At 66.9% G+C, this 26,271-nt stretch carries 29 protein-coding genes and 1 tRNA gene; 15 read left to right on the forward strand and 15 right to left on the reverse strand.

Going from position 1 to position 26,271, the window contains the following annotated elements; genetic code table 11:
• Nucleotides 1–51 precede the first annotated feature (51 nt).
• The 6 genes from HMPREF2716_RS09795 (at nucleotide 52) to HMPREF2716_RS09820 (ending at nucleotide 4,510) form a co-directional block, all read left to right on the forward strand.
• On the forward strand, nucleotides 52–264 hold the full coding sequence (locus tag HMPREF2716_RS09795; RefSeq protein WP_003098360.1) for a cysteine-rich CWC family protein: 213 nt from the start codon (nucleotides 52–54) through the stop codon (nucleotides 262–264).
• On the forward strand, nucleotides 264–956 hold the full coding sequence (locus tag HMPREF2716_RS09800) for a pseudouridine synthase (protein ID WP_003098362.1): 693 nt from the start codon (nucleotides 264–266) through the stop codon (nucleotides 954–956). The genes HMPREF2716_RS09795 and HMPREF2716_RS09800 overlap by 1 nt, the downstream gene beginning before the upstream one ends.
• Nucleotides 957–1,091: 135 nt before the next feature.
• A complete protein-coding gene (locus tag HMPREF2716_RS09805) occupies nucleotides 1,092–2,135 on the forward strand; it encodes a L,D-transpeptidase (RefSeq protein WP_003098363.1) in 1,044 nt (347 codons plus the stop codon).
• A 79-nt stretch (nucleotides 2,136–2,214) separates the two neighbouring features.
• Nucleotides 2,215–2,952 (forward strand): murein L,D-transpeptidase catalytic domain family protein, encoded by a 738-nt coding sequence (locus tag HMPREF2716_RS09810; protein ID WP_003085453.1) that lies wholly within the window; start codon nucleotides 2,215–2,217, stop codon nucleotides 2,950–2,952.
• Between the two features lie 451 nt (nucleotides 2,953–3,403).
• The gene (gene phaG, locus HMPREF2716_RS09815) at nucleotides 3,404–4,306 is read left to right on the forward strand and encodes a (R)-3-hydroxydecanoyl-ACP:CoA transacylase (protein ID WP_003098365.1); all 903 of its coding nucleotides are present in this window, start codon (nucleotides 3,404–3,406) and stop codon (nucleotides 4,304–4,306) included.
• 130 nt (nucleotides 4,307–4,436) lie between these two features.
• Nucleotides 4,437–4,510 (forward strand) — tRNA-Gly (locus HMPREF2716_RS09820).
• Between the two features lie 137 nt (nucleotides 4,511–4,647).
• On the opposite strand, the gene HMPREF2716_RS09825 is transcribed toward HMPREF2716_RS09820, so the two are convergent.
• Together HMPREF2716_RS09825 and HMPREF2716_RS09830 are read right to left on the reverse strand one after the other, a co-directional pair.
• Nucleotides 4,648–5,124: a hypothetical protein gene (locus HMPREF2716_RS09825; protein WP_012614484.1), complete on the reverse strand. Its 477-nt coding sequence runs from the start codon at nucleotides 5,122–5,124 to the stop codon at nucleotides 4,648–4,650.
• Nucleotides 5,125–5,355: 231 nt separating this feature from the next.
• A complete protein-coding gene (locus HMPREF2716_RS09830; RefSeq protein ID WP_003141121.1) occupies nucleotides 5,356–5,649 on the reverse strand; it encodes a DUF2845 domain-containing protein in 294 nt (97 codons plus the stop codon).
• 339 nt (nucleotides 5,650–5,988) lie between these two features.
• On the opposite strand from HMPREF2716_RS09830, the gene HMPREF2716_RS09835 reads away from it, so the two are divergent.
• On the forward strand, nucleotides 5,989–6,246 hold the full coding sequence (locus HMPREF2716_RS09835) for a YjhX family toxin (RefSeq protein WP_003085431.1): 258 nt from the start codon (nucleotides 5,989–5,991) through the stop codon (nucleotides 6,244–6,246).
• Nucleotides 6,247–6,305: 59 nt separating this feature from the next.
• The gene (locus HMPREF2716_RS09840) at nucleotides 6,306–6,812 is read left to right on the forward strand and encodes a GNAT family N-acetyltransferase (RefSeq protein WP_017148753.1); all 507 of its coding nucleotides are present in this window, start codon (nucleotides 6,306–6,308) and stop codon (nucleotides 6,810–6,812) included.
• A 43-nt stretch (nucleotides 6,813–6,855) separates the two neighbouring features.
• Here HMPREF2716_RS09840 and gloA read toward each other — a convergent pair whose 3' ends face one another.
• Together gloA and HMPREF2716_RS09850 are read right to left on the reverse strand one after the other, a co-directional pair.
• Nucleotides 6,856–7,251, reverse strand: coding sequence for a lactoylglutathione lyase (gloA, locus tag HMPREF2716_RS09845; protein ID WP_031801448.1), 396 nt, complete (start codon nucleotides 7,249–7,251; stop codon nucleotides 6,856–6,858).
• Nucleotides 7,252–7,295: 44 nt separating this feature from the next.
• Entirely contained in the window at nucleotides 7,296–7,592 is a 297-nt protein-coding gene (locus HMPREF2716_RS09850; RefSeq protein WP_003085421.1) for a heme-binding protein, read from the reverse strand.
• A gap of 115 nt (nucleotides 7,593–7,707) precedes the next feature.
• Between HMPREF2716_RS09850 and HMPREF2716_RS09855 the strand changes: the two genes are divergently transcribed.
• The 7 genes from HMPREF2716_RS09855 (at nucleotide 7,708) to HMPREF2716_RS09885 (ending at nucleotide 15,405) form a co-directional block, all read left to right on the forward strand.
• Nucleotides 7,708–8,562, forward strand: coding sequence for a LysR family transcriptional regulator (locus tag HMPREF2716_RS09855; protein ID WP_031801449.1), 855 nt, complete (start codon nucleotides 7,708–7,710; stop codon nucleotides 8,560–8,562).
• A gap of 285 nt (nucleotides 8,563–8,847) precedes the next feature.
• The gene (gene toxR / locus HMPREF2716_RS09860) at nucleotides 8,848–9,627 is read left to right on the forward strand and encodes a toxA transcriptional regulator ToxR (RefSeq protein ID WP_003141130.1); all 780 of its coding nucleotides are present in this window, start codon (nucleotides 8,848–8,850) and stop codon (nucleotides 9,625–9,627) included.
• Nucleotides 9,628–9,719: 92 nt separating this feature from the next.
• Nucleotides 9,720–10,358 carry a type B chloramphenicol O-acetyltransferase gene (gene catB, locus HMPREF2716_RS09865; protein ID WP_031801450.1) on the forward strand — a complete coding sequence of 213 codons (639 nt, stop codon included), beginning with the start codon at nucleotides 9,720–9,722 and terminating at the stop codon, nucleotides 10,356–10,358.
• Nucleotides 10,359–10,612: 254 nt separating this feature from the next.
• The gene (migA, locus tag HMPREF2716_RS09870) at nucleotides 10,613–11,512 is read left to right on the forward strand and encodes an alpha-1,6-rhamnosyltransferase (RefSeq protein ID WP_003120802.1); all 900 of its coding nucleotides are present in this window, start codon (nucleotides 10,613–10,615) and stop codon (nucleotides 11,510–11,512) included.
• Nucleotides 11,513–11,639: 127 nt separating this feature from the next.
• Nucleotides 11,640–13,034 carry an amidase gene (locus tag HMPREF2716_RS09875; RefSeq protein WP_070621874.1) on the forward strand — a complete coding sequence of 465 codons (1,395 nt, stop codon included), beginning with the start codon at nucleotides 11,640–11,642 and terminating at the stop codon, nucleotides 13,032–13,034.
• Nucleotides 13,035–13,104: 70 nt separating this feature from the next.
• The gene (locus tag HMPREF2716_RS09880) at nucleotides 13,105–14,421 is read left to right on the forward strand and encodes an MFS transporter (RefSeq protein ID WP_070621875.1); all 1,317 of its coding nucleotides are present in this window, start codon (nucleotides 13,105–13,107) and stop codon (nucleotides 14,419–14,421) included.
• Nucleotides 14,422–14,499: 78 nt separating this feature from the next.
• Nucleotides 14,500–15,405 (forward strand): sterol desaturase family protein, encoded by a 906-nt coding sequence (locus HMPREF2716_RS09885; RefSeq protein WP_031800285.1) that lies wholly within the window; start codon nucleotides 14,500–14,502, stop codon nucleotides 15,403–15,405.
• On the opposite strand, the gene HMPREF2716_RS09890 is transcribed toward HMPREF2716_RS09885, so the two are convergent.
• The 11 genes from HMPREF2716_RS09890 to HMPREF2716_RS09940 form a co-directional block, all read right to left on the reverse strand.
• Nucleotides 15,388–16,053, reverse strand: coding sequence for a helix-turn-helix transcriptional regulator (locus HMPREF2716_RS09890; protein WP_003116524.1), 666 nt, complete (start codon nucleotides 16,051–16,053; stop codon nucleotides 15,388–15,390). The genes HMPREF2716_RS09885 and HMPREF2716_RS09890 overlap by 18 nt on opposite strands.
• A gap of 71 nt (nucleotides 16,054–16,124) precedes the next feature.
• Nucleotides 16,125–17,111 (reverse strand): LysR family transcriptional regulator, encoded by a 987-nt coding sequence (locus HMPREF2716_RS09895; RefSeq protein WP_003098443.1) that lies wholly within the window; start codon nucleotides 17,109–17,111, stop codon nucleotides 16,125–16,127.
• Between the two features lie 9 nt (nucleotides 17,112–17,120).
• Nucleotides 17,121–17,546, reverse strand: a complete 426-nt coding sequence (locus tag HMPREF2716_RS09900) for a hypothetical protein (RefSeq protein ID WP_003110838.1) — start codon at nucleotides 17,544–17,546, stop codon at nucleotides 17,121–17,123.
• On the reverse strand, nucleotides 17,546–18,490 hold the full coding sequence (locus HMPREF2716_RS09905) for a peptidylprolyl isomerase (RefSeq protein WP_003116526.1): 945 nt from the start codon (nucleotides 18,488–18,490) through the stop codon (nucleotides 17,546–17,548). The genes HMPREF2716_RS09900 and HMPREF2716_RS09905 overlap by 1 nt, the downstream gene beginning before the upstream one ends.
• A gap of 4 nt (nucleotides 18,491–18,494) precedes the next feature.
• Complete coding sequence (locus HMPREF2716_RS09910; protein WP_003085375.1) at nucleotides 18,495–18,974, reverse strand: YbjN domain-containing protein; 480 nt, start codon at nucleotides 18,972–18,974, stop codon at nucleotides 18,495–18,497.
• Nucleotides 18,975–19,002: 28 nt separating this feature from the next.
• Complete coding sequence (locus HMPREF2716_RS09915; RefSeq protein WP_003116527.1) at nucleotides 19,003–19,665, reverse strand: hypothetical protein; 663 nt, start codon at nucleotides 19,663–19,665, stop codon at nucleotides 19,003–19,005.
• Between the two features lie 34 nt (nucleotides 19,666–19,699).
• The gene (locus tag HMPREF2716_RS09920; RefSeq protein ID WP_003123057.1) at nucleotides 19,700–21,406 is read right to left on the reverse strand and encodes a putative porin; all 1,707 of its coding nucleotides are present in this window, start codon (nucleotides 21,404–21,406) and stop codon (nucleotides 19,700–19,702) included.
• A 67-nt stretch (nucleotides 21,407–21,473) separates the two neighbouring features.
• On the reverse strand, nucleotides 21,474–22,220 hold the full coding sequence (locus HMPREF2716_RS09925; RefSeq protein ID WP_003098450.1) for an energy transducer TonB family protein: 747 nt from the start codon (nucleotides 22,218–22,220) through the stop codon (nucleotides 21,474–21,476).
• An 8-nt stretch (nucleotides 22,221–22,228) separates the two neighbouring features.
• A complete protein-coding gene (locus HMPREF2716_RS09930) occupies nucleotides 22,229–22,648 on the reverse strand; it encodes an ExbD/TolR family protein (RefSeq protein ID WP_003085366.1) in 420 nt (139 codons plus the stop codon).
• Between the two features lie 10 nt (nucleotides 22,649–22,658).
• Nucleotides 22,659–24,506 (reverse strand): DUF2341 domain-containing protein, encoded by a 1,848-nt coding sequence (locus HMPREF2716_RS09935; RefSeq protein WP_003134444.1) that lies wholly within the window; start codon nucleotides 24,504–24,506, stop codon nucleotides 22,659–22,661.
• Nucleotides 24,507–24,529: 23 nt separating this feature from the next.
• The gene (locus HMPREF2716_RS09940; RefSeq protein ID WP_003098453.1) at nucleotides 24,530–26,164 is read right to left on the reverse strand and encodes a ShlB/FhaC/HecB family hemolysin secretion/activation protein; all 1,635 of its coding nucleotides are present in this window, start codon (nucleotides 26,162–26,164) and stop codon (nucleotides 24,530–24,532) included.
• Nucleotides 26,165–26,271: the final 107 nt, after the last annotated feature.

A 26,271-nucleotide genomic window follows, 5' to 3' on the forward strand; every position in this document is an offset into this window, starting at 1 on the left:
TCCGCGCGCCGGGCCCTGCACCCTGGGCACCCGCCAGCCATCCACCGCGCCATGAACAGCGAAATCGATCCAGGCCGCTGCCCGCTGTGCCAGCAATCCAACCGCTGCACCCTGGCCTATCCCGCTAGCGCCACCCAGGCTTGCTGGTGCTTCACCACGGAGATCGATGCGGCCGTGCTGGAGCGGATTCCCGCCGAGCTGCGCCGCCGCGCCTGCCTCTGCCCACGCTGCGCGCAACTGCTGCCGCCCGACGCCGACGACTGATGCGCCTGGACCGCTTCCTCGCCAACCTGCCCGAACTCAGCCGCCGCGACGCGCAGATGCTGATCGCCGGTGGACGCTTGCGCGTGGACGGCCAGGTGGTGCGCGACGGCACCCACGAGGTGCGGGTGTTCAGCCGGGTGGAACTGGACGAGCGGCTGCTCCAGGCTGGCAAGCCGGCGCGCTACTACATGCTGCACAAACCGATGGGCTGCGTCAGCGCCACCCGCGACCCGCAACACCCGACCGTCCTCGACCTGTTCCCGGAAGACCTGCGCGACGACCTGCACATTGGCGGTCGTCTCGACTACAACACCACCGGCCTGATGCTGCTGACCAACGATGGCCAGTGGTCGCGCCGCCTGACCCTGCCGGGCAGCCGGCGCGACAAGGTCTACTACGTGGAAACCGAGGCGCCCATCGACCAACGCTACGTGGATGCCTTCGCCGCCGGCCTCCACTTCCGCTTCGAAGACCTGGTCACCCTCCCCGCGCAGCTCGAACCGATCGGCCCACGCTGCGCCCGCCTGACCCTGCACGAAGGCCGCTATCACCAGGTCAAGCGCATGTTCGGCCACTTCGACAACAAGGTGCTGCGCCTGCACCGCGAGCGCATGGGCGATATTTGTCTCGACCCGCAGTTGCCGCCGGGTGCCTGGCGCCCCCTGAATGCTGAAGAAATCTGTTCGGTGTGAAACCCCGCCGCCCGCCGCCTGTCCACCGAAAGAGGCCGGACCGCAGGGGTTTGGCCGGCCGTCGCGAGCGACGCTAAGCTGAATGGCATCTGTCGGAGCGACAGCCTTTCCCGCATGGAGCAAGAGAAAGCGCCAATGAAAAGATCCCTTGCCGTACTGCTGCTGGCCTTCGCCGTCGGCAGCCTCCACGCGGCGCCCGCCAGCCCAGCGAACGCGCCTTTGCCGCCGGCCGACATCAAGGCGCGGCTGAAGAGCATGAAGCCCGGCGAGTACCTCTGGTACCCGGAGGTTTCCCCGCAGGGACCAGTGACCATCGTGGTCAGCCTTACCGAACAGAAGGCCTACATCTACCGCAACGGTATCGCCATCGGGGTCAGCACCCTCAGCTCCGGCAAGAAGGGCCGGGAGACCCCGACCGGAGTGTTCTCGATCCTGCAAAAGAGCGTCGACCACAAGTCCGACCTCTACAACAGCGCGCCCATGCCCTACATGCAGCGCCTGACCTGGGACGGCATCGCCCTGCACGCCGGCAACCTGCCCGGCTATCCCGCCTCCCACGGCTGCATCCGCCTGCCCATGGCGTTCGCCAAGAAACTCTACGGCATCACCGGATTCAGCTCCACCACGGTAATCATTTCCAACGCCAGCAGCGCGCCGAAGGAAGTCGACCACCCCGGCCTGCTGGCACCGACGGTAGCGGACGGGCGACCGGTGACGCTGCCGGTGGAGCCCGGAGAAATCGCCTGGAACGACCCCGGCGCGGAACGCGGTCCGTTGTCGGTGCTGATCAGCCGCGCCGACCAGCGCGCCTATGTCTATCGCGGCGGCCAGCGCATCGGCACCGCACCGGTGCAGTTGCCGGCACGCCCGCAGACCGGCATGGCGGTGTTCTCGCTGCTGGAAAAGCCGACCCCGGAAGAAATCAGCGAGACCTCGCCGAACCTGCGCTGGTCGGTGGTCCAGGTGAGCAACCCGGGACAGGGCCTGACACCCTCCGAGCAACTGGGCAAGATCCGCATGGACCCGACCTTCGTCCGCGAAATGCTCGGTGCCATGGACGTCGGCAGCACCCTGGTGATCACCGACTGGGCCTCGACCCGGGACACCCACAGCGACTCCGATTTCACGGTGATCGCCACGGAAACACCGAACAATCCGACGAAATCGCTTAAAAAGTAGTCGGCAAGTTGTTCAAAAATCGAGCACAATGCCTCTCATCCGGTAAAAACCACACTGAACCGATGGGAATACTGCTCGTATGCCAACCTTCCTCCGTGCCGCCCTGCGCAGGCTGAGCCTGGCGGGCGCCACCCTTTGCGCACTGGCCAGCGGGCCGGTATTCGCCATGCCACTTCCCTCCGCCAAGGACCTGCAGAAACTCGCTCCCCAGGCCAGCCTGCCGACCCTCGAACTGGCCCTTACCGCCTATGCCTGCGCGAGTGCCAGCCAGGGCGGCGACAACGGCCTGCTGACGGTGATCGACTACTCGCGGCCGTCGCGCGACAAGCGTCTCTGGGTATTCGACCTGAAGGCCCGCAAGCTGCTCTTCGAAGAGTGGGTGACCCACGGCAAGAACAGCGGCGATGACCTTGCCACCTCCTTCTCCAACCGGCCGAACAGCTACCAGTCGTCGATCGGGCTGTTCCAGACCGGCCAGCTCTATACCGGCAAGCATGGTCAGTCGCTGCGCCTGGTTGGCCTGGAGCCGGGCTTCAACGACAAGAGCGAAGAACGCGCCATCGTCATGCATTCCGCTGCCTACGCCGATCCCAGGGTGGTTCCCGGACTCGGTCGCCTGGGCCGCAGCCAGGGCTGCCCTGCGGTACGCCCGGCCGTGGCCGCCCGGCTGATCAACACCCTCAAGCGCGGCAGCTACGTGTTCGCCTACTACCCGCAGCCGAAGTGGCTGGAAACCTCGCGCTTCCTCGCCCCGCAGAGCTGCGCCGTGGCACGTGCGGCGCGTACGCCGGAAGTCATCGCCAGCCTGCTCAAATGAACCGCCGGGGCGGCGGCCGCGCCGTCCCTTTCCTTCCCGGCATCCCGAAATCGCAGCATCGGTACTTGCCTCGCGGCATTTCGTCGGATTCCAGCCCCCCTTCCCCCATCCAAAAGCGAAACAGGGCTTGCAGCCCGGCACGCCGGCTGCTTAACTGACGCTCACGTTGTGACTGACCAGTCACAAACGACTTCCAAGAAAGCCCGCGTGACTGCCCGCGCTTCGGCGCCGGCCTTTCCTGCCCGGCCAATAGCCGCTTCGCCAAAATCCGAGAGGATTTCGGACGCTCTCTATTTGCCTGTAAGTCGTTGAAAATCAAAAGTTTATTAAATCCATCCGAATGACATTCAACTGTCATTGGGAGGCGCTTTCATCTGCCCATGAGCATTTTGTATTCGCCGCGACAAGCAGGTCGCCGCGTTCCCATCGAACGATTCCAGGAGGAAGCGACATGAGGCCGGAAACAGCCATCATCGAGATCCACGGGCAATACAGGATTCACACCGAGTTCTACGGCAACCCCGCGGCGCAGCAGACCATCATCCTGGTCAACGGCTCGCTGTCGACCACAGCGTCCTTCGCCCAGACCGTGAAGTACCTGCAGCCGCATTACAACGTGGTGCTCTACGACCAGCCGTATGCCGGCCAGTCCAAACCCCATAACGAAAACCACACGCCGATCAGCAAGGAATGCGAGGCCAGGATCCTGCTGGAACTGATCGAACGCTTCCGTGCCGAGGTAGTGATGTCGTTCTCGTGGGGCGGCGTCGCCACCCTACTGGCCCTGGCGCAACGTCCCGGACGGATCCGCAGGGCGGTGGTCAACTCATTCTCGCCTCAGCTCAACCCGGCCATGCTCGACTACCTGCATCGCGGCCTCGACTACCTCGCCGCCTGCGATCGCACCCAGATCGGCAACCTGGTCAACGAAACCATCGGCCGCTACCTGCCGCAGTTGTTCAAGCGCTACAACTTCCGCCACGTCAGCAGCCTGGACGAGCACGAATACCACCAGATGCACTTCCATATCCGCGAAGTGCTGCGCCTGAACGCCGATAGTTATACCGAGAGCTTCGCCGGCATCGAGATCCCGGTGCTGTTCATGAACGGCGAGCTGGACATCTACACCACGCCCCACGAAGCCCGCCAGTTCGGCCAACTGATCCGCGGCGCGGAATTCCACACCATCCGCAATGCCGGCCACTTCATCGACGTCGAGCACAAGGCCGCCTGGCAGCAGACCCAGGACGCCCTGCTGGCCTTCCTCCGCCCGCAGCGCACGCAGCCGCTCAACCCGATCTACCGCCCCCAGCCCAACGGCGCCAGCGTCCCCCTCGCCGCCCTCGCCAGCTAACCGCCACCGCCACGGGGAGCCCCGCTCCCCTGGCGGAAAAACCCAGCGAAATCAACAAAAACCCCGCCCCGGGCTTCACCTGCCGCCGCGCATCTGGTAAAAAGGCGCCCTGGCCGCAAAAGCCATCCGAGCGGGCGTCGTATAATGGCATTACCTGAGCTTCCCAAGCTCATGACGAGGGTTCGATTCCCTTCGCCCGCTCCAGATCCCAATGCAAAAGCCCCTGACACCAACCAGTGCCAGGGGCTTTCTGTTTTCAGGCTTTACCGCGTAAAGCCCGGGAAAGATCGGAAGCGCCCCCATGGATTTCGGCGGAGACGCAGCCGGAAGGTTCCTCTCCTTTACATCATCAGCGAGTAGGCCCGCTCCAACTGGTCCAGATCGATATCCAGGGGCAGCGGCAGGGGCGCTTCGCCGATGCGCTGCTCGCTGGCGAACTTTCCCTCGGCCAACACACGTGCCGGGTCGTTGAGGGCGAGGAAGTCGCCCCCGTCGTATTCCCAGAAATTCAGCGGGGAGCGGCCGGAATAGGTTTCGTTCCAGCAGGCGACGTACGAACGTTCGCCCAGGACTTTCGGACGGCAGGAAACGTAGGGTTCCAGATAGACCTCATGGGTGAGGTACAGGAAGGTGAGGTCATCCACGCGATAGACCGGCGCTTCGCTGACCTCCTGAGGCTCCTCGTCCAGTTGCGCTTCGGGGTTCGCTCCCGGATCGACCGCTGCGACAGCGGAAAACCCATCCGCCCCCCCTGGCTCTCCCATGGCCATGCCTCCACAGATGAAAAGGGAAGCAACCACGACCAATAACTTCAACACGACGCGTCCTCGCCTGAAAATCGCGGAGATTACGCCGCCAACTTTTCAGGTATGCGATCAGGGTGGCCCGCAACCTTCCGCCCCGCCGCCCGATATCGGGCAATTCCTACACGACGGAAGACGCATCCACCTGGGCCCGCACCCGGCTCGTCTTCTCTCTCAGCGCTCTTTCACGGTGTTCCGCAGCAAATTAGTAATTATCTGTAGGAATAACTCCTCAACAGCCTCGTATCACTTCCGCTCGAGCCGAATCTCGACCAGCTTGCCATCGATGAAGCGCAAGTGTCGGTAGACGCCTCCACTGGGGCCATACACCCAGAATTCGGTGCGTGCGGCATTCAACTTGGGCACGCCGTTGTTGCGCAGGGCAGGCTCGTTGACGATCCTGCTCAGCGGTTGCCCGCACCTTTCCAGGACTTGCTCGACGCTGTCGCCCTCGTCCACCAGGTGCGTGCCGCATCTCATCGAGGCGACGGCAGGAATTGCCAACGAAGACATGAACAGCGTCAGCGCCGTGCGAAACATGGATACCTCCCGCTTCCCCCGATAATGAAAGCGCGGACCGCCGCGGGGCGAGGCGAACTCCCTCACAAAGCCGCAAGCGTCGCACAGCGGCATGGCGACGCAGGCAGTTCCTTGCCGTCGCTTCGCCAGCTTCGTTAGACTGCCGCATCGCAGCACGCTTTCGTGGCTGCGCCCTCCCCGATCCGAGGCTTGCATGTTGGAGATAGTAGTCATCCGATAACCGCCACTTCGTCATCCCGCACGAGGTGTCGCCGGTTATCTGCCTTCGCCATGGCTCGCACGCGCCTTTTCGCGCCGTGCGGCCGCGTTGTCACACCGATGATTACAGGTTCTACCGACATGAACGTTTCCAAGCCGGAACAACGGACGCTTCACGCCTTGGCCCAGGGCGGCCATATCGCCTTCCTTCGCGACGCTTCGGGCAAGATCACCCGCGTCGAGTGCTACAACCGCGACGGCCACCTGCTGCTCGACTGCACCCTGGCGGTGTTCTCCAGGCTGAAGAACAAGGGCCTGGTCCACTCCCGCCAGGGCAGGCCCTACCGGATATCCATGGCCGGGCTGAAAGCCGTGCGCCCGCAGGCGGACAATCGCTGACCCCCTTCCTTTTCCATTGCCCCCGCCGGGACAAGGCGGGGGTTCCGAGGAGTGCTTGCATGAATATTTCCATCCGTGCGGAAACGCCCGGCGACATCGACGCCATCGCCCGCCTGACCGAAGCCGCGTTCCGCAACGAAACGCACAGCAGCCATACCGAGCAGTACATCGTCGACGCCCTGCGCCGTGCCGGCGCGCTGACGTTTTCGCTGGTGGCCGAAGCGAACGGCCAGGTGATCGGCCATATCGCGGCCTCACCAGTGACCATCGATGGCGAAGCGGGCGACTGGTACGGCCTCGCGCCGCTATCGGTGGCGCCCGGGCGGCAGCGCCAGGGTCTCGGTTCGCAGTTGGTCCGGCGCCTGCTCACCGAGTTGCGACTGCTGCCCGCGGGTGGCTGCGTGGTACTGGGCGAACCGACCTACTACTCGCGCTTCGGCTTTCGGGTGGAAAGCGGCCTGGCGTTGCCCGGCGTTCCCGCCGAATACTTCCAGGCGCAGTCCTTCAGCGGGCGCATGGCGCAAGGAATAGTGGCCTTCCACGCCGCATTCGACGCCAGCGGCTGAGCCGGAACGACAGCAGCCGCTATGTCGCCCCCTGGTCGCGGACTCAATCGAACTGGGTGCCCTTCTGGATCAGTTCCACCTTGTAGCCGTCCGGGTCTTCGAGGAAGGCGATCACGCTGCGTCCGTGCTGCATCGGCCCGGCCTCGCGGGTGACCCGATAGCCCAGCGCCCTGGCCCGGGCGCAGGTGACGGCGGCATCCTCGACCTCGATGGCCAGGTGGCCGTAGCCGTCGCCCTGGGTGTAGCTGTCCCGGTCCCAGTTGTGGGTCAACTCCAGGGCAGCGGCCGCGCGCTCGTCCTGGTAGCCGACGAAGGCCAGGGTGAAGCGGCCTTCGGGATAGTCCCGGCGCCGTAGCAGACGCATGTCCAGGGCGCGGGTGTAGAACTCCAGCGCGGCCTCGAGATCGGCCACGCGGAGCATGCTGTGCAGGATTCGCATGGAAATTCTCCGTGGAGTCCGGCGGCGAGCCGCCGGAGCGGGGATCAACCTTCGACGCGGTAGCCCTTGAACAGGAAAAGCGGACCGAAGGCGTAGCTGTCGATCAGTTCATAGAAGCGCGCGATGGTTTCGTTGCGGCAATGCTGGAGGAACGCCGCCTCGTCTTCGTACACCTCGTCGAGGTAGAAGCGGTTGCGGTTGTTCTCGTCGCGGATCACCTCGAAGCGCAGGGTGCCCGGCTCGTTCTGCAACGAGCCATTGGCATCGAACAGGCCTGCCGCGGCGAACGCTTCGCGCTTGTCGGAGGGAACGTCGAACTGAACCAGTACGTGGTAGGTCATGGAATCTTTCCTCGTGAAATGGGGTTGGAAGCGATCGCGAGGTCCATGCTAGGGTGGCCTTTCACTCATTAAAAGTAATCAATAATCAGCAAATCGCTCACTTAAAGAGAATGATGTGAAACTCTCTCAACTCGGATTCTTCTGCGCGGTGGTCGAACGCGGCACCATCGCAGCCGCGGCCGAACAGTTGCATTGCGTGCCGTCGAACATCACTACCCGCTTGCGCGAACTCGAAGGACAACTCGGCGTAGCCCTGTTCAATCGCGAAAGGAACCGCCTGCTGGTCACCCCCGAGGGCCGCCTGTTGTACCGCCACGCCCGGCGCCTGCTGGCGCTGGCCGACGAGACCGCCGCGCTGTTCGCCGGCGACCAGGCGCACGGCGCGCTACGGGTCGGCGCGCTGGACGTGGCCCTGGCCAATCACCTGCCCCAGCGCCTGGCCCGCTACCGCCGCGAGTCGCCGGGCGTTGAACTGCACATCCGCCCGGAGCATTCGCTGCTGCTCGAGCGTCTGCTGATGGAAGGAGAGCTGGACCTGATCGTCACCGACGGCCCCATCGAACACCCGTTGCTGGCCAGCCGCCTGGCCTTCCGCGAGCGCCTGTTGCGGGTCACTCCCGCCGACCTGCCGGCGCCCACTCCCGAGGACCTCGCCGGCCTCGAACTCTATGTGTTCGGCCACACTTGCCACTACCGCCGCCAGGTCGACCGCTGGCTGGCGGAGAGCGGTATCCAGCCGCGTGCGACCCTGGAAATCGAGTCCTACCCGAGCCTCTTCGCCTGCATCGAGGCCGGTCTCGGCTTCGCCTGCGTGCCGGAGAGCTTCGTTGCACGCATGCCCTCCACGCGACGGGGTTTCCATGCCGAACCGGTAGCCGGCCTGGACTCCAGCGATATCCATTTCGTCTGGCGCAAACAGCAAGCCTCACCGCTGATCCAGGACTTCATCGACAGCATCGGCGCCGACTGACGCCAACGAACGATGCCGCAACACAAACGCACTCGGAAAAATCGGTAACAGCGGAACCACTGCACAGACCAGAGAAAAAGCCGCCACCAACCAGGCCTGGCGGCGACACCGGAAGTACCCTCGGCGGCCGATTGCCGAGCCGATCCCCTACCTGCCCCCTGGGTTTTCCGACGAAAGACCTTGATTCGTGGGAGGTAGGGTCGTCTCCGCTAGATACCCCTCAACCCTGCGTGCGGGCTCCATGCCCGGGCGCCTTGGCGAGATTTGCCCATAGAGCCATCACTTATGACTGCGACAGACAGAACGCCCCCGCCATTGAAATGGCTCTGCCTCGGCAACCGTGATGCGAACGACGGATTCGAGCTCTTCGCCCATGGCATCTATGCGAGGAACGGCGCGTTGGTCGGCAGCAAGCTCTCCCTGCGCGAACGGCGCCAGCGCGTCGACCTGTCGGCCTTCCTTTCCGGCGCACCGCCGCTGCTTGCCGAGGCGGCGGTCAAGCACCTGCTGGCGCGCCTCCTGTGCGTGCACCGGCACAACACCGACCTCGAACTGCTCGGCAAGAACTTCATTCCCCTGCATGCCAGCAGCCTGGGCAACGCCGGGGTCTGCGAGCGGATCCTGGCCTCGGCCAGGCAATTGCAGCAGCACCAGGTCGAACTCTGCCTGCTGCTGGCCATCGACGAGCAGGAACCCGCCTCGGCGGAGTACCTGGCGTCCCTCGCCCGGCTACGCGACAGCGGCGTGCGCATCGCGCTGCACCCGCAACGCATCGATACCGACGCTCGCCAGTGCTTCGCCGAGGTCGACGCCGGCCTCTGCGATTACCTGGGCCTGGACGCGCGCCTGCTTGCCCCCGGCCCGCTGACGCGTAACCTGCGCCAGCGCAAGAGCATCGAGTACCTGAACCGGCTGCTGGTAGCACAGGACATCCAGATGCTTTGCCTCAACGTCGACAATGAGGAACTGCACCAACAAGCCAACGCACTCCCCTTCGCCTTACGTCACGGCAGGCACTATTCGGAGCCTTTCCAGGCCTGGCCGTTCAGCAGTCCGGCCTGCTGAACGCCGATGCGGCTGCCAGCCGTCACGCCAGGCTGGCCCGCTATCCCGCCAGGCGCTACCCTTGGCGGTTTCGACGGACAGGGACGACGGTCATGGGCAACTATTTCGAGAGCCCCTTCAGGGGCAAGCTGCTCTCGGAACAGGTCAGCAACCCGAACATACGGGTGGGGCGCTACAGCTACTACTCCGGCTACTATCACGGGCATTCCTTCGACGACTGCGCCCGCTACCTGATGCCGGACCGCGACGACGTGGACAAGCTGGTCATCGGCAGTTTCTGCTCGATCGGCAGTGGCGCCGCCTTCATCATGGCCGGCAACCAGGGACACCGCGCCGAATGGGCGTCGACCTTCCCCTTCCACTTCATGCACGAAGAGCCTGTCTTCGCCGGCGCCGTGAACGGCTATCAGCCAGCCGGCGACACGCTGATCGGCCATGACGTCTGGATCGGTACCGAGGCGATGTTCATGCCAGGCGTACGGGTCGGCCACGGAGCCATCATCGGCAGCCGCGCGCTGGTGACCGGCGATGTCGAGCCCTATGCCATCGTCGGCGGTAACCCGGCCCGGACCATTCGTAAGCGCTTTTCCGATGGCGATATCCAGAACCTGCTGGAAATGGCCTGGTGGGACTGGCCACTGGCCGATATCGAGGCAGCCATGCCACTGCTGTGTACTGGGGATATCCCCGCCTTGTACCGGCACTGGAAACAGCGCCAGGCCTCGGCCTGACGGTTGGACGAAGGAGGTCGAGGATTTTTCTCGGGCCCGATGGCCTACCCTCTATGCTTCCAACGGTGTACTGTCGCGATGCCTGGCCATCCAGGCATGCGTGCCAGAGCCACTCCAGCGACCGTACCGGCGGAACGAAACGCTGTGTTTCCGCCAGCCCGTGCCGAGCAACGATCGCCGGAACGATCGCAGGACTTCATGACCGGCGGCCTCCTGGAACGGCTACCGGGCAAGACGAGTGACAAGAACGACACATGATTGAAGAAGCCACTTCCAGCAAGCACTCAGGCACGACGGACGCCCCGCTGGTATCCGTCGTAGCACCCTGCTTCAACGCGGAAAAGTACCTGGAAGAAGCCCTGCGCAGCATCTACGAGCAGGACTACCCGAATTTCGAAGTGATCATCGTCGACGACGGTTCCACCGATAACAGCTACGCCATGCTGGAGCAGTTGCAGAAAGTCCACGGTTTCCAGCTCTACCGCCAGCAGAACCAGGGCGTCAGCGCAGCGCTGAACTTCGGTCTGCAACACGCCCGCGGCGACTACGTAGCCACGCCGGACCTGGACGACATCATGCTGCCGCACTCGTTGAGCGTGCGCGCCGCGTACCTCGACCAGCACCCGGAAGTCGGCTGCGTCGGCGCCCTGGTGATCTACATCGACAGCGAAGGCCAGGAAACCAAGCGGCAGAACGGCAATCGCATCCGCCAGCTGGACTTCGACTACCTGCTCGGCAACGCCTACGTCTGCGGCGCCCCGGTGTCCCTGTACCGCATGGAGGCCCTGCGCGCAGCCGGCTTCTACGATCCCGAGATCAAGGTGCAGGACTTCCAGATGACCCTGCGCATCGCCAGCCAGGGCTACCAGATCCACAAGCTGCCGGTGCTGGTCACCCGCTACCGGCGCCACCCCGACAACCTGTCGCGGCGCTACAAGGTGCTGCTCGATGCCGACCTGCGCACCATCGCCCCCTACCAGTCGCATCCCGCCTACGAGCGCGGCCGCACGGAGCTGGTCAACAAGGCCCTGAAATACGCCGTGGTCGCGGACAAGCGGCATGCCTGGCAACTGCTCCGCTCGCTGCCGCTGCGGCAGTGGAACCGCACCACCTTCCGCCGGTTGAAGCGCTTCCTTCTCCATCACGAGAGCTGAGTCCGTCACCGCGAAGATTCGCCGGTCATGGGCTATACCTCCCCGATACACCTTGGTTTCGAATCGCCGCCCAACAACGGGTAGGCCGGCCGCTTGACGCCCGCGGCCGTTCTTCGAGGGAGCTTGAATGACCGCGCTGCACGACCTCCCGGGAACCCGCCTGCTGGCACTGTTCGCCCGCCGGGAACTCTCGCCTGGCGAGTACTACGAGCATCTGCTGGCCCACATCCAGCGCTGGGAACCGCATCTCAACGCGCTGTATCGCTTCGACCCGCAACGGATTCGCGAACAGGCCGCGGCGGCCACCGATCGCTGGCGCAAGGGACAGCCCAAAGGCCCGCTGGACGGGCTGCCGGTAACCATCAAGGAGCTGATCGCGACCGCTGGCGAACCTATCCCATTGGGCAGCGCCGCCACCGCCCTGCAACCCGCGCCCTGCGACGCGCCACCGGCCGCTCGGCTGCGCGAAGCCGGCGCGATCGTCCTGGCCAAGACTACGGTTCCAGACTTCGGCATGCTCTCATCCGGCCTCTCCAGCTTCCACGGAGTCACCCGCAATCCCTGGAACCTGGCCAACAATACCGGCGGCTCCAGTTCGGGCGCGGCAGCGGCGGCCGCCGCCGGCTACGGACCGCTGCACCTGGGCACCGACATCGGCGGCTCGGTACGACTGCCGGCGGGCTGGTGCGGCCTGGTGGGCTTCAAGCCAAGCCTCGGGCGGATCCCCATCGACCCCTACTACACCGGTCGCTGCGCCGGTCCGATGACCCGCTGCATGGACGACTGCCTGCTGCTGATGCGCTACCTCGCGCAGCCCGACGCCCGCGACGCCACCAGCCTGCCGCCGGAAGTGCTGGACTGGAGCGCCGAGCCGCTGTCGGTGCGCGGCCTGAGGGTCGGCCTGCAACTCGACCCCGGCTGCGGCCTGCAGCCCGACGCGGAAATCCGCGCCGCGATCGAGGCCGCGGCGCGGCTGTTCGAGGAGCACGGCGCCCAGCTCAGGATCGTCGAACCGCTGATGGACCGGAGCCTGCTCGACGGCCTGAACGACTTCTGGCGCGCCCGCCTGTGGAGCGAACTGCTGCTCCTCGACGAGACGCGGCGGGCCAGGGTGCTGCCCTATGTCCACGCCTGGGCCGAGGGCGGCGCACGGGTCAGCGGGGTCGATGCGGTGCGCGGTTTCAACCAGACCTTCGAGATGCGCCGGCGCGCCGCCCGGCTGTTCGGCGAGATCGACCTGCTGCTGACGCCGACCAACCAGGTCGAGGCCTTCCCCGCCGACTGGGCCTCGCCGCTGAACGATCCGCAGCGACCATTCGAGCACATCGTCTTCACCGTGCCGTGGAATATGGGCGAACAGCCCGCGCTCTCGATAAACTGCGGCTTCACGGCCGCCGGCATGCCGATCGGCCTGCAACTGGTCGCGCCGCGCTTCGCCGATACCTGGCTGTTGCGCATCGGCAAGACCTACGAAGGCTGGCGCGGTCCGATCCACGGCTGGCCACGGCCGCCGGCTGACTGAAGCCGGCAGCCGCTCGTCGCTCGGCTCCAGGCCTGAGTGTTTCAGTCGTCACTCCGAGAGGGCCTTCGCCATGCGCCCCCCCCCCCGTCCCCCGGCGGCCGCCGATCCGGCCAGCCGCCGCAGCGTCTTTGCCGTGGTCCTCGGCAACGCCGTGGAATTCTTCGACTTCGGGGTCTATGCCACCTTCGCGGTGATGATCGGACGGACTTTCTTCCCCTCCGACAGCGCCTTCGTCAGCCTGCTCCTGTCGGTCACCGCGTTCGGCGTCGGCTTCGTCATCCGCCCCCTCGGCGCGGTCCTTATCGGCGCCTACGCCGACCGCGCCGGGCGCAAGCCGGCGATGCTCCTTACCCTGTTCCTGATGGCGCTGGGCACCGGCGGCATCGCGGTGCTCCCCGGCTACGACAGCATCGGCCCGGCTGCGCCGCTGCTGCTGGTGCTGACCCGCCTGCTGCAAGGCCTGGCCTGGGGCGGCGAGGCCGGGCCGGCGACCACCTACATCCTCGAGGCGGCACCGCCGCACAAGCGCGGCACCTACGCCTGCTGGCAGGTCGTAGCGCAAGGCATCGCGGCGGTCGCCGCCGGGCTGATGGGCTACCTGCTCACCCTCTGGCTCGACGAGCGCCAACTGCAGGAATGGGGCTGGCGGATTCCCTTCGCGGCCGGCCTGCTGGTCCTGCCGATCGGCCTGTACATCCGCCTCAACCTGGCCGAGACCTTTGCCGGACGCGGCCGCCAGGCCAGCACCCGGAGCCTGCTCGGCGAATTGTTCGGCAATCATCGGCGGGCCCTGCTGCTCGGTCTGCTGATCCTCTCCGGAAGCACCATCACCCAGTACTTCCTCAACTACATGACCACCTTCGCCCTTACCGAGCTACACCTGCCGGCGGGCATCGCGATGCTCTCGACGCTGGTCGCCGGCGCCGCACTGGCGCTCTCGGCGTTGCTCGGCGGCGTGCTCTGCGACCGCTACGGGCGCCGCGCCGTGCTGATCCTGCCGCGCCTGGCGCTGCTCGCGGTGCTGTTCCCGGCACTGCAGGCAATGACCCGTCACCCCGAGCCGGCAGTCTTCCTCGCCGTCCTCGCCCTGCTCTCGGCCCTGCATGGCATGAGCGGCGCGGCACTGATCGTGCTGCTGGTAGAAAGCTTCCCGCGGGCGCTGCGCTCCACCGGTTTTTCCCTGGTCTATGCGACCGGCGTCGCCGCGTTCGGCGGCACCGCGCAGATCGTGGTGACCTGGCTGATCGGCGTCACCGGCAGTCCGCTGTCGCCGCTGGGCTACCTGCTGCTGGCCAACCTGGTCTGCCTGGTTGGGGCCTGGCTGGCCCGCGAGACCTGGCCGGGTCGCGGGGACATGGGAGGCGCGCCGCTGGTGCTGCGCGACTGAGAACTTGCGCGGTTCGTTCAAGCGCCGCCGGCCTGTCGCGGGCGACGCTGGGGACCTCATTCATCCGGAGGTCCCACCATGCAGTTCTTCCTGCGCTACGCCTACGCGCCCCTCTTCTGGTCCGGCTTCATCGGCCTGGCGACCTGGCAGGTCGGCTATCGCCAGGCTTCCCACGCCTGGCTGGTCGCCCTGTTCCTCGGGGCGCTCGGCCTGTCCTTTCTCGCCGAACGACGACTGCCCTACCAGCCACGCTGGAACCGGCCGCACGCCGACCGCCTGCGCGATGTCCTGCACGCGTCGGTCAACGAAAGCCTGAACGCACTTGGCATCCTCGCCCTGCCACTGCTGGCCGGAGTCCTGGGCTTCTGGCCGGTATGGCCGCAGGCCTGGCCGCTGTGGCTGCAACTGCTGCTGGCGATCGTCCTGGCCGATCTCGGCATCACCCTGGTGCACTACGCCAGCCACCGTTCGGCGCTGCTTTGGCGGCTGCACGCGGTGCACCATAGCGTGCAGCGCCTGTACGGTTTCAACGGGCTGATGAAGCATCCCCTGCACCTGGGCCTGGAAGCGCTCGGCGGCACCCTGCCGCTGTTGCTGCTCGGCGTGCCGCAGACGGTCGCCGCGCTGCTCGCCTTCGCCATCGGCATCCAGTTGCTGCTGCAACACAGCAACGTCGACATGCGCATCGGCGGGTTACGCCATGTGTTCGCCTGGGCACCGCTGCATCGCCTGCACCACATCCGCTACGGGCGCGCCGGCGACGTCAACTTCGCGCTGTTCTTCAGCGTCTGGGACCGCCTGTTCGGCACCGCCCTCCATCGTCCCGACTACCGCCTGGACAGCACCGACATGGGCATCGGCGACCAGCCTGACTATCCCCGCGACTATGCCGGCCAGTTGCTCGCGCCATTCCGCGACCTGCCACGCAGCAGGCACGTCCCACAGCCGCCGGAAGGATTGGGGCGTTCAGCCGGCCAGGCGTAGGTGCGGCAGCGACAGGCCGGCGCGGATACCGAGCAGGCTGCGTACGCTGCGCGACAGGTGCGCGGCGTCGGCGAAGCCGGCGTGATGGGCCGCCTCGGTCAGGCTGCGCCCCTGCAAGGCCAGGGCGAAGGCCAGGTACAGGCGGCGCCAGAGCACCAGGCGGCGCACCGACAGGCCGACCTGGACGGCGAACAGCCGCTCCAGTTGGCTCAGCGAAAGACTGGCGCTGCGCGCCAGTCTTTCCGCCTCGACCCGCGCCGCGAGTTGCTCGTCGAGCGCCGCCAGGGCCTTTTCGACGCGGCGGTCGAGCCGTCGACGAGGCAGCCGCGCAAGCCGCCCCAGCAACGCCTCGGGCTCGCCGGGAGCGTCCTCGAGAAGCTGACGCAGGTCGTCGCTGTCGAACGCCAGCGGCTCGGCGTACAGCGCCAGCAACGGCTGCGACGCTTCGACGCAATGGGCTTGCAGCGAGGGCACCAGCAAGCGCCGGGCCTCCAGTACCTGGCCAGCGACGCGCACCCGCAGCGGCGTCTCCGCCAGCAGCAACTGGTGGGCATAGTGCGCGTGCTCGCGAGTATCGCCGTTGACCCCGGCGAACAGCGCGTGGTCCCGCGCCAGCCAGACCTCGCCCTGCCAATGCCGCTCCGTCATCGCGTACCTTCCGTCAACCGTTCCGTGGCGAAACGGTGTCGGCTATGGCGGCCGCCGTCAAGCCCGCAAGGTCAGCGTCCGAACCAGTCGCGCCGGTCGTCGAAGGCGTGCTCGATCAGATCGAGCAAGGCACGCACCTCCACGCGGTTCTCCGCTTCCGGCTGCACGCTCATCCAGACTTCCCGCCGCATCGGCTCGTCGAAGACCTGCGGCAACGCCGCCAGGTTGCGCTCCAGGCGTCCGGCGTAATGCGGCAGCAGGCCGATGCAGGCGCCCCAGAGGATCGCCTGTAGCAGCAGGTCGTGGCTCTGCACCTCGATCACTCCCGACTGGCGAGCCGCCACTCGCCGGTTCCAGGGCGCCAGGGCGGCGCTGGCGGCGTGACCGTGGAGCTGCGCCAGCAGGTAGTCGTCCAGCTCGTCCTCGCTGGCCGGCCGCGTGCGCTCGCGCGAATAGCGCTTGCCGATGTGCGGCTGGTACTCCAGCTCGGCGATGCGCGCCGGTGCGGCGAAGTGGCCTTCCATCGCCGGATGCGGCTGCCCCGGATCGGCGATCCAGATGGCGATCTCCGCCGGCCCTGCGCTTTCCGGCCAGCCCTCGCGCAACTCGGCGAGGGCTACGCGCAGGTTGGCGTTCTTGCGCAGGTAGCCCCACAGCTCGCGACTGAGCACATCGTGCAGGACGCTTTCGGCCACCGCCAGTCGCACCAGCGGCTGTTGCCGGTGAAGATCGGCGTGGCTCTGGCTGTCCTCGACCAGGCGCTGCCCGGCGGCCTGGACGATGCGGCCCTCGCGGGTCAGCGAGAGGGCGTTGCCCTCATGCACGAACAGATGCAGGCCGAGGCGCTCCTCGAGCCGGGCCAGGGTCTTGCGCAGCAGCGTCGGCTTGACGTCCAGGCTGCGCGCAGCCTGCATGAAACAGCCGCAACGGGCGGTGACCAGGAAGAAATGCACCACCTCCAGAGAACCGAACAGCTCGTGCCAATAGGCACGGTCGTCGCGTCCCTGCGCGGGCCTGAGCAGTGCCGGGCGCTGCCCGGCGGACTCCGATAGGGCCATGCTTCCTCGCTAGCGTCCAGGCATGAGGCGAATCCGCAGTTCGATCGGCTGCGGCATGTGTTCCGGCGGCGGCAGGCGCAACGAACGGTCCATCAGCGCGCGCCGCAGTTCATTCTCGATCGGCTCGGCGTCGCTGCGCAGGCAGGCGAGACGGACGATCCAGCCGCGTTCGTCGAGCCAGACCCGCAGGTCGATGTCGGTATTCGGCAACTGCCCCGCCGCGCGCCGCGACTCCAGGAAGGCCAGCAGCCGCGGCGCGGTTTCGGCGTCTTCGCCCAGGCGCTGCTGGACCTGCTCACCGAGCCATGCGGCATAGGCGCCCCAGAGCCGCTGGCGTTCGTCGCGGAACCGCTCTGGCTCGCCGAACAGCCAGCTGCGCAGGTGCCGCCAGCGGCTCGCGCGCGGCCCACGCCTGGCCTCCGGGATGCCGTCCATCAGTGCAGTTCCGCCAGGGTCTTGCCGAGCAACGCGCCGTCGATGCTCAGGGTAGCGTTGTTCACCAGGCCATCCAGGTAGGCCTTGGCTATCTGCTCCTGGCGTTGCGCGCGCAGGCTTTCGCGCAGGCGACCACGGACCTCGTCGAGGGTGGCGAGGCGGGCGTCGCGACGCTCGGTCAGCTTGACCAGGTGGAAACCGTTGGCGCCCTGGATCGGCTCGGACACCGCGCCGACCTTTAGCCGTTCCAGCGCCGGACGGATCGCCGGCAGCAGTTGCGCCTGCGCCAGCAACCCACCGATGTCGCCGCCGTTGCGGGCGGTCTGCGGGTCGTCGGAATGCTTGCGCGCCAGTTCGGCGAAGTCGCCGTCCGCGGCCTGCCGGTAGAGTTCCTGGGCGCGCTTGCGCGCTTCGGCAAGCCCGCCGGCCGCAGAGGCGGCGATGAAGATCTGGCTGACCCGGTACAGCGCCGGTACAGCCAGTTGCGCCTTGTTCGCCTGGTAGGCGGCCTGCAGTTCGGCATCGCTGGGGTAGTCCTCGGGCACCGTGCTCACCGACTCCAGGTAGGTACGCAGGACGATCTGCCGCGCCGCCGCATCGATCAGCGTCTTCACCTGCGGACGCTGTTGCCAGTCCTGGGCGCTGGCCTGTTCGTAGAGCGCCTTCTCGGCGAGCCGCGCACGCATCCAGCGTTCCAGTGCGTCGCGGTTCTCGCTCAACTGCGCGCGGGTTTCCGCCGGCACCTCGGCCAGCAGCGCCTTCAGTTCGTCCGGCGCCACCTGCAAGGCGCCGAGGCGGGCCACCGCGGGTTCCGCGGCGGCGCTGGCAGATGGCTTGGCAAGCGCGGCCTGGGCCTGGCCCGCGCCGCCGTCCTCGCGCTGGCCACAGCCGGCGAGAACGGCAAGCGCGAACGCCAGGATGCCGCAACGAAATGCCGGCCGCATCGGCTCAGGCCTCGCCATCGACGGGTTGACCGGCATCCTGCGCCATGCCCTGCTGCTCCGCGGCCAGGCGGCTGTAGTCGCGCAGATAGGCGATGAACTCCTGCAGCAGGCGATCCCACAGTTCGATATGGCTACGCAGGTTGGCCGGGCTGACGCCGCCGGCGACGATCACGTCCATTTCCATCACCAGGAACTCGCCCTGCTGCGACAGGCGGCCGAAGCGCCGGCTGAGATTCCAGCGCTCGGTCAGCCCGGCGGGCAATTCGCCCTGCACGCGCAGGGCGCAGCTGAAGGTGAAGTCGAGGTAGCTCGCCGGCGTCGCCGCCGGATTGCCGAAGCGCACCGCGTAGCCGATTCCCTGGCTGGCACTGAGCAGTTGCACGACGCCGTTCTGCTCGCTGCGGTTGACCCGGTAGCCGGCGTCCTGCAAGGCCTCGGTCAGGCTGTCGACGGAAAGGTGTTCGATCAGGGTGATGTCGTTCATGTCCGGGTTCCTGGTTTGCTGTCGGATTTCACTGGGCGAGCGCCGCCTGGCGGTTCTCGACCTGGGTCTTGTAGAGGTCGTCGCCGAGCTTCTGCGCCATCTCTTCGAATTTCACCCGCGCACCGCTGGCGAACGGTTGGCGGATCTTCATCACCTCGGCGACGCTGACGTTCTCGTAGGCGCCGAGGATCTCCTTGGCCACGCCATACATCTCCCGATTCTTCGCGGTGCACTGCTGCAACTGCTGGTCGTGCTCGCGGAACGCCAGGTCGAGCTTCTGCCGCTCGGCCTCCTTGGCTCGCGCCATGACCAGCAACTCGTCGTAGGCCTGCTTGTACTTGCCCAGTTGCTCGTTGCTCGCCTCGACCATCTGCCGCGCCCGGTCGTGCAAGCCCTGTTGCTGGGCCGAGAGCTGCTCGGCCTGGCCCTTGGCCCGGGTCAGCTCGGCGCTCAGTTGCTTGACCTGGGCCAGCGCCGCATCGCGCTGGCTCTCCAGCGCAGCTTTCGCCGCGGCGGCCTGGGCCTGTTCGGTCTGCAGCACCTGGAGTTGCTGGGTGGTGCTGCGCAACTGGGTGCGCAGGCGTTCCTCCAGGCTGTCGGCGTAGGCCGCCTGGCTGGCGTAGGCGGCGAAGGCGGCCCCGGCGAGCAGCGCCTGGGCCCAGATCGGTAATGAGAAAGGTCGCGTGTTCATGGTCTGCCTCTTCATGGTCTGCCTCGAGGAGCGCTCAGAAGCGCGTGTTGACCTCGAGTTGCAGGACGTCGATGGAGAACGGTGCGCCGTAGACCTCGTCGGAGCTGAGCCAGCGCGCGGTACCGTAGACGCGCTTGTCGAAGCCATAGCTGGCGCCGAGGATGTAGCCCTTGGCGTTGGTCCCGCCAAGGTGGAAGGTGGAATCGTTGAAACCGTCCGGCAGGGCATCCGGCTGGATGTACTTGTAGGCGGCGAAGACCTGCCAGTCGCCGGCGTCGCGCATGTCCAGGGCGTTGCCCAGGGTGAACTGGAGCATCCAGGCGTTCGCCCCGCTCTTGATGTCGCCGTCGGAGCCGAGGTTGTTGGCGATCTGCGCCACACCGCCGGCGCGCTTGCGCATGTCGCCCTCGTCGTAGCCCAGGTTGTGCACGTAGTTGCCGGCCACCCGCAGCTTGAAGTCGTTGGGTAGCTCGGCATCCCAGCCGAGGTTCAGGTCGAGCAGATTGAACTCCGAGGCCAGGCCGACGTACTGCGGGTTCGGCGTGTTCGCCGGGTCGGCCGGGTTGGGCACGATGTCGCGCAGGAGGAACACCGTGTTGCCCTTCTGCATGAAGGTCGGACGGCTGCCGTCGGTGTCACACTCCGGATCTCCGGCCCAGGGCCGGCAAGGGCTGGAACGCCGCCCTTCGATATCGTCGAAGCGGTAGTAGGCCAGCGCGCCGGTAAGGCTGTGCTGCGGGTTGATCTTCCAGGTGGCGCCCAGTTGCGCGCCGTAGAGCCACTTGTTGTCGCTGTCTTCCTTGTCGAAGCCGTTCGACGAGGCGGTATCCGAGCTGTATTCCACGGGGAACGCGCCGACCGTGCCGAACAGCGCGACATCGCGGCTCAGCGGCTGGTTGAAGATCGCCGCCACGCCGTCGAAGTTGAGGTCGTTGGAATACAGCAGGTCGGTGGACAGGAACGGATTGGCGATCCGCCCGCCGGTCAGGCTCAGGCGCTCGCTGGGCTTCCAGGTCAGGTAGCCCTGGTCGAGCCAGAGGTCCTTCTTGCCGAAGCCGCCGCCGAGGGTCTGGGTGGTCGACACCGGGTTGTTGTCCGAACCGGTGCCGATGCGGATGCCGGCGCTCCAGCTTTCCGACAGCGCCGCCTTGAGGCCGAAGCGCGCGCGCAGGCGCAGCAGGCTGTCGCGGTCCTCGCGGGTATTGAGCAGCGGCGGCAGGCCCGAGCTGGTATTCGGGTTGACGTCATAGGGACCGTCGTCGTTGAGTTCGGCGAAGTCGGTGATCTGGTTGCTGTTGCCGTTGCCGAAGGAGCGCGACTCGTAGCGCAAGCGCACGTCGCCGTCGAAGCTGATGCGCGAGGCCCAGTCCGGGAAGGCGTTGGGCTGCGCCCAATTCTCCGCCTTGGCCTGGGTCATTACCTCGGCCTTCACTTCGTCGCGGATCTGGTCGCGCACCACCTGCGGGATATAGGGTACGCGGACCTCCCCGGGGACAGCGGCAACGGCCGCCGCGGGCGCCACGGCCTGGCGCGCCTGCTGGGCCTGCTGCGCCTCGGCCTCGGCCTGCCTGACCAGCGCATCGGCCTGTTCCTTCTTCAACACGCCCTGCTGTACCAGCAGGCGGATCAGGTTGATCGTGGCGTTCTCCGAGGGCGCCGGCGGCTGGGCCTGCGCCTGGCCGGCCAGCGCGGCGAGCATGACGCCCATCCCCAGCGCCAGTCGGTTCACTTTCGCGTTCATCTGTGTACGGCTCCTAAGGTCCTTCAAGGCAGTCGCCTGCCGGAAATCATTCTGGGTTGGCGTCTTCTCATCCCGGCCGCTTGCCCTGCAGGGCGATGCGCACCGGCAGGGTCAGCGAAGCCGGCGGGCGTTCTTCCAGGCGGCCGGCGGCGCGCAGCGCGGCCAGCACCTTCTGGTCGGTCTCGGGGTCGCCGCTGGAGCGGGTCAGTTCGGCCCGGGTGATATCCCCCGAGGAACTCAGCCAGATCTCCGCCTGCAGGCGGAACGCCAGGTTGCGCAGCTCCGGGTTGTCCCGCAGCAGGCGCTGGAAGGCGTAGGCCAGGTACTGGCTATAGCTGGCGTTGCCGGCGCGACCGCCGCCGGAACCGGCCATCCCGCCGCCCTTGCCGGCGCCGATGTTGAAAGCGTCGGAGCCGGACTGGGCGTCGCCATCCATCTGCATCGGGTCGGCCAGGTCGTCGGCCGGCGACGGCGGCGCTTCCTCCTGCGGCTTGACCTCCTCCAGTTCGGGTTGCGGTTCCGGCTCGACGATCTTTTCCTCTTCCACCGGCTGCTCCGGTTCCGGCGGTTTTTCCGGCGGCGGCGGAGGCGGTGGCGGCAGCGGGATGATCGCCGGCACCTTGGGCGCCTCGCGGCGCACGCCGCTCATGTCGTTGGCCCACTCCCAGACCAGCCAGGCGAGGCCGGCGAGCAGCAGCGCGCCGAGGCCCCACTTGAGGTAGCGCAGGGTCGGGTTCGCCGGGCGGCCGTCGATGGACAGCGGCGCGGCATTTTTCGGCTCGGGGGTGTGCTTGGGATCGGCGGACATGTTCATCCCGGGCCTCAGGTCGGTTTGCCGGTGACCAGGCCGACCTGGGACAGCTCCAGGCGGCGCAGCAGGTCGAGGACCTCGATGACCTTCTGGTACTGCACCGTGGCGTCGCCGCGGACCACTACCGGGAAGTCGGGGTTGAGGGCCTTCTCCGTACGCAGGCGGTCCTCCAGCTCGGGCAGGGTCACCGGGTAGGCGTCGAGGAACACCTGGCCGGCGTCGTTCACCGAGATCGCCTTGGTCTTGGGCTGCGACAGCGCCACGGTGGCACTGGCCTTCGGCAGGTTGATCTGGATCCCGGCGACCTGGGCGGTGGCGGTGAGGATGAACATCACCAGCACCACCATCAGCACGTCCACCAGCGGGGTGATGTTGATGCTGTCGACGGCGCCGTCGTCGTCATCGTCGTGGCTGCTGTTCACGGAAGCCATGGCGTTCTCCTCAGGCCGGCAACGGCTGGCCGTTGCGACGATGGGCCACTTCGCTGAGCTGGCTTTCGCCATGTACCTCGGCGAGGCGGGTGACGAACTCGTCGACGAACACCCGCATGTCCGCGCTGACTTCCTTGTTCCGCGTGACCAGGCGGTTGTAGCCGAACAACGCGGGGATCGCGACGAACAGGCCCATGGCCGTGGCCAGCAGGGCGGCGGCCATGCCCGGGGCGATGGCATTGATGTTGACGTCGCCGGCCATGGCGGTGCCGAGGAACACCACCATGATCCCCAGCACGGTGCCGAGCAGGCCGATGTAGGGGCCGCCGGCGATGGCGTTGGACAGGCTCGACAGGCGCGAGCCGAGCTGCTGGTTCTCCTTGGTGCGCACGCCGTCCATGGAGGCGCGGATCGCCTCGATGGTGGCCGCGGAGACGGAAGAGGTGTCGGCGCCCTGCTCGCGGCGGGTGCGGATCTCCTTCACCGCCACCTGGTACAGGCGCCACAGCGAGGAGTGTTGCAGGCGGGCAGCCAGCTCGCGGTCGTCGGCGAGCAGTTCCAGGCGCGTGCCGACCTCGGCGAAGCGCTCGCGGAACAGCCCGTTGGCACGACTGACGCGGCCGACGTTCTGGTTCTTGCGGTACATGATGACCCACGACTGGACCATCATCAGCGCCAGGATCGCGATGATCACCCAGGCATCCAGCGGCACTGCGTTGAGCAGGAAGCCGAGCTTGCCGAAGCCGAAGCCGGACTGCTTCTCGTCGACCCCGTAGGCCACCAGGCGCGACTCGGCGCCCTGGGCGGTGGCATCGGCGAGGAGCAGCGCCGCCGGGCGGGCGATCTTCGACAGGCGCAACTCGTCGATGGCGCCCTGGAAGGGTTGCAGGGTCGGCGCCGCGGCGCTCGCCTCACCTTCCCCGCTTGCCGCCTCAGTGGCGGCCGCAGGCGCGGCCTGGCCTTCCGCGCCGATGGCGATCGCGCCGCTGAACGCCGGCAGCGCCGCCGCCAGGCTGGCGACTTCGCGACCGCCGAGATACAGCGCCAGCCGGGTACCGTCGGCGACCAGCGCCAGGTGCTGCCATTGCCCCTGCGCCAGGGCCTGGCTGGCGGCAGCGCGCTGACCGTTCAGCTCGACGAAGGGCGCGCCCTGGGCCAGGCCGACCAACAGAGCGTTGCCGCCTTCGCGGCGCGACAGCAGGACCTGTTCGCCGGCCAGTTGGTCGGGACGCACCCAGCCGCTGAAGCTGAAGGTGCCACCGGCGCTCACCGCCAGCGATGGGCTGGCCGGCAGCAGCAGCGGCTGGCCCAGCAGTTGCGCGGAGCGACCGATGACGCCCTCCACCGGACTGCCGGCGGCGGTCTGCGCATTGTTGGCGTAGGCGGTGGAGTCCCGCGGCGGAGTGCCCGGCGCACCGTCGAAGTGATAGACCAGGGTGTAGTCCGGGTCGAACACCGACTGGCCGTTGCCGCTCTCCGGCGCCTTGGCGTTGCCGTAGTACATCCAGATGTCCTGGCGCTGGCCACCCTCCACCCGCGGCACGTCGACCCAGATCAGGGCCATGCCCATCAGCGGGTCGAAGCTCTCGACCTGGTGGCGCAACACGGTCTTGTCGTCGGCGGCGACGAAGCGGATGTCCGAGCCGTTCTCGTTGACCCCGTCGAAGGTGAAGTTGCCGGTATGCAGGCGCACCAGCAGCGGCAGGCGACCGAGACTGTCGTTGATCGCCGCGCCTTGCGGGGTGGTATCGACCGAGACCTGCTTGCGGTACTGCCAGTCGTCCTGCCACCAGGCACTGGCGCTGGCCGGGGCCAGCAGGCCCAGGCAGATCAGCGATGTCAGCAATAAGCGATACATGTGGGGTTACTCCGGGGTCAGCGTCAGAAGCTCGCCTGCACGCTGAAATGCAGGCGCGAGTCGTGTTTGTCGGTGTTCGTCCCTTCCAGCAGCGGGAAGGCCCAGTCGAGGCTGCCGGACAGCCAGTCGGCGAGTTGCGCGCGGGTGCCGATGCCGACGCTGGCCAGGCTGAAGTCGTCGTCCTGCTCGGGCAGCGCATCCTGCAGGCGCAGTTGCGCGCCCTCGGCGAACACGTAGAAGCGCCAGTCGTTGACATAGCTGCCGGCGCGCTTGCCGAGGAAGCGTCCGAGGGACGGCGTACGCCATTCCTGGGAGAGCAGGTAGCCGTCGTCGGCGGTGTTCTCCGCCGCCAGGTAGCCACGCACGCTGGTGGCACCGCCGGCGGCGAACTGTTCGTTGGAAATCAGCGGCCCGGAGGCGAGCTGGAAGGCCGCCTTGGTCGCCACCTGCCAGTCGCCGCCGAAGGTCAGGGTGTGGTTGAGATCGCCCTTGAGCACGCCGAAGCCGGACTTGGCGCGATAACGCTTGCGGTCGAATTCCTCGTCGTCGTCGCCGTAGCCGAGGAGACTGCCGGTACCGGCCACCAGGCTCAGGCCAAGGGCCAACTGGGAACGTTCGGTGTAGCGGAAGCCGTTGTAGCCGAGAGTCAGCGGGGCGTACTTGATCGGCACCCTGTCGTTGTTGCCGCCGATCCGGGTCTGTTCCTCGAAGTCCTTGAAGTCGACGCCGAAGGAGAACGAGTGCGACCAGAGGCCGGTGACCGGCAGGCTGTAGATCGCCGCGACGCCATAGGAGTGGCCCTGGCCGACCACATTCATGCTGCCCACCGTGGCCACGTCGCTGTCGGACTGGTAGCCGGACAACTGCACGCTCCAGCGCTGGCTCAGCGGCGCGGTATAGGAGCCGGACCAGACCTTGGCGTTGTCCTGGTCCTGCGGCGCGGTGAAATAGGTCAGCGAGATGGCGTGGCCGAGTTGCCAGAGGTTGTCGTAGCCCAGCGAAACCACCGAGCGCAAGTGACGGGTGTCGGCGCTGTAGTCGTTGTTCAGGCCGATGCTGGCGTGCCAGGGATTCTTGTCTTCCACCTGCAGGTCGACGTCCATGGTGCCGGGCCGCTGGCCCTCGCGCACCATCGGCAGCACCTGGCGGCCGGGGGTGCGGTTGACCTGCGCCAGCTCGCGCTGGACCTGGGCGAAGTCGGGCACCTTGCCCTCCTCCAGGGCCGGCACTTCCTCGCGCAACTCCACCGGCGAATAGTGCTTGGCGCCGACCACCCGGACGCGACCGACAGTGGTCTCGGTGACCTGCAGGTAGACCACCCCGCCGCTCACCTGCTGCTCCGGCAGCTCGACGTAGACCGACTGGTAGCCCTTCTCCTGGTAGGCGGCCTGCAGCGCATCGCGCGCCCCCTCGATGTCGCCCAGGCTGCGCTGCGGTCCGAGGAAGGGATACACCGCCGCCTCGATGGCGCGGTTGTCCAGCACGGTGTTGCCGCGTACCACGTACTCGTTGATGTCCACCAGACGCTGGGTCTCGGCTCCCGCCGCGGCGGGAGGGGCCTCGTCGGCCAGCGAAGCGCACGACAATGCGACAGCCAGGCAACCGATCGACCAGCGCTGGCGAAACGGGTGCGCACAATTGAACAGCGAACGCTTCACACGGTCCCCCGAAGTTCCATCGGGACTTATTGTTCTAATGCAACAAGTCCGTTCATCGAACAGTTCTGTGAAAGACAACAAACTAGCGGCGACGCATGAACAACCTG

This window comes from Pseudomonas sp. HMSC076A11 (assembly GCF_001810205.1).
Taxonomy (GTDB): domain Bacteria; phylum Pseudomonadota; class Gammaproteobacteria; order Pseudomonadales; family Pseudomonadaceae; genus Pseudomonas; species Pseudomonas aeruginosa.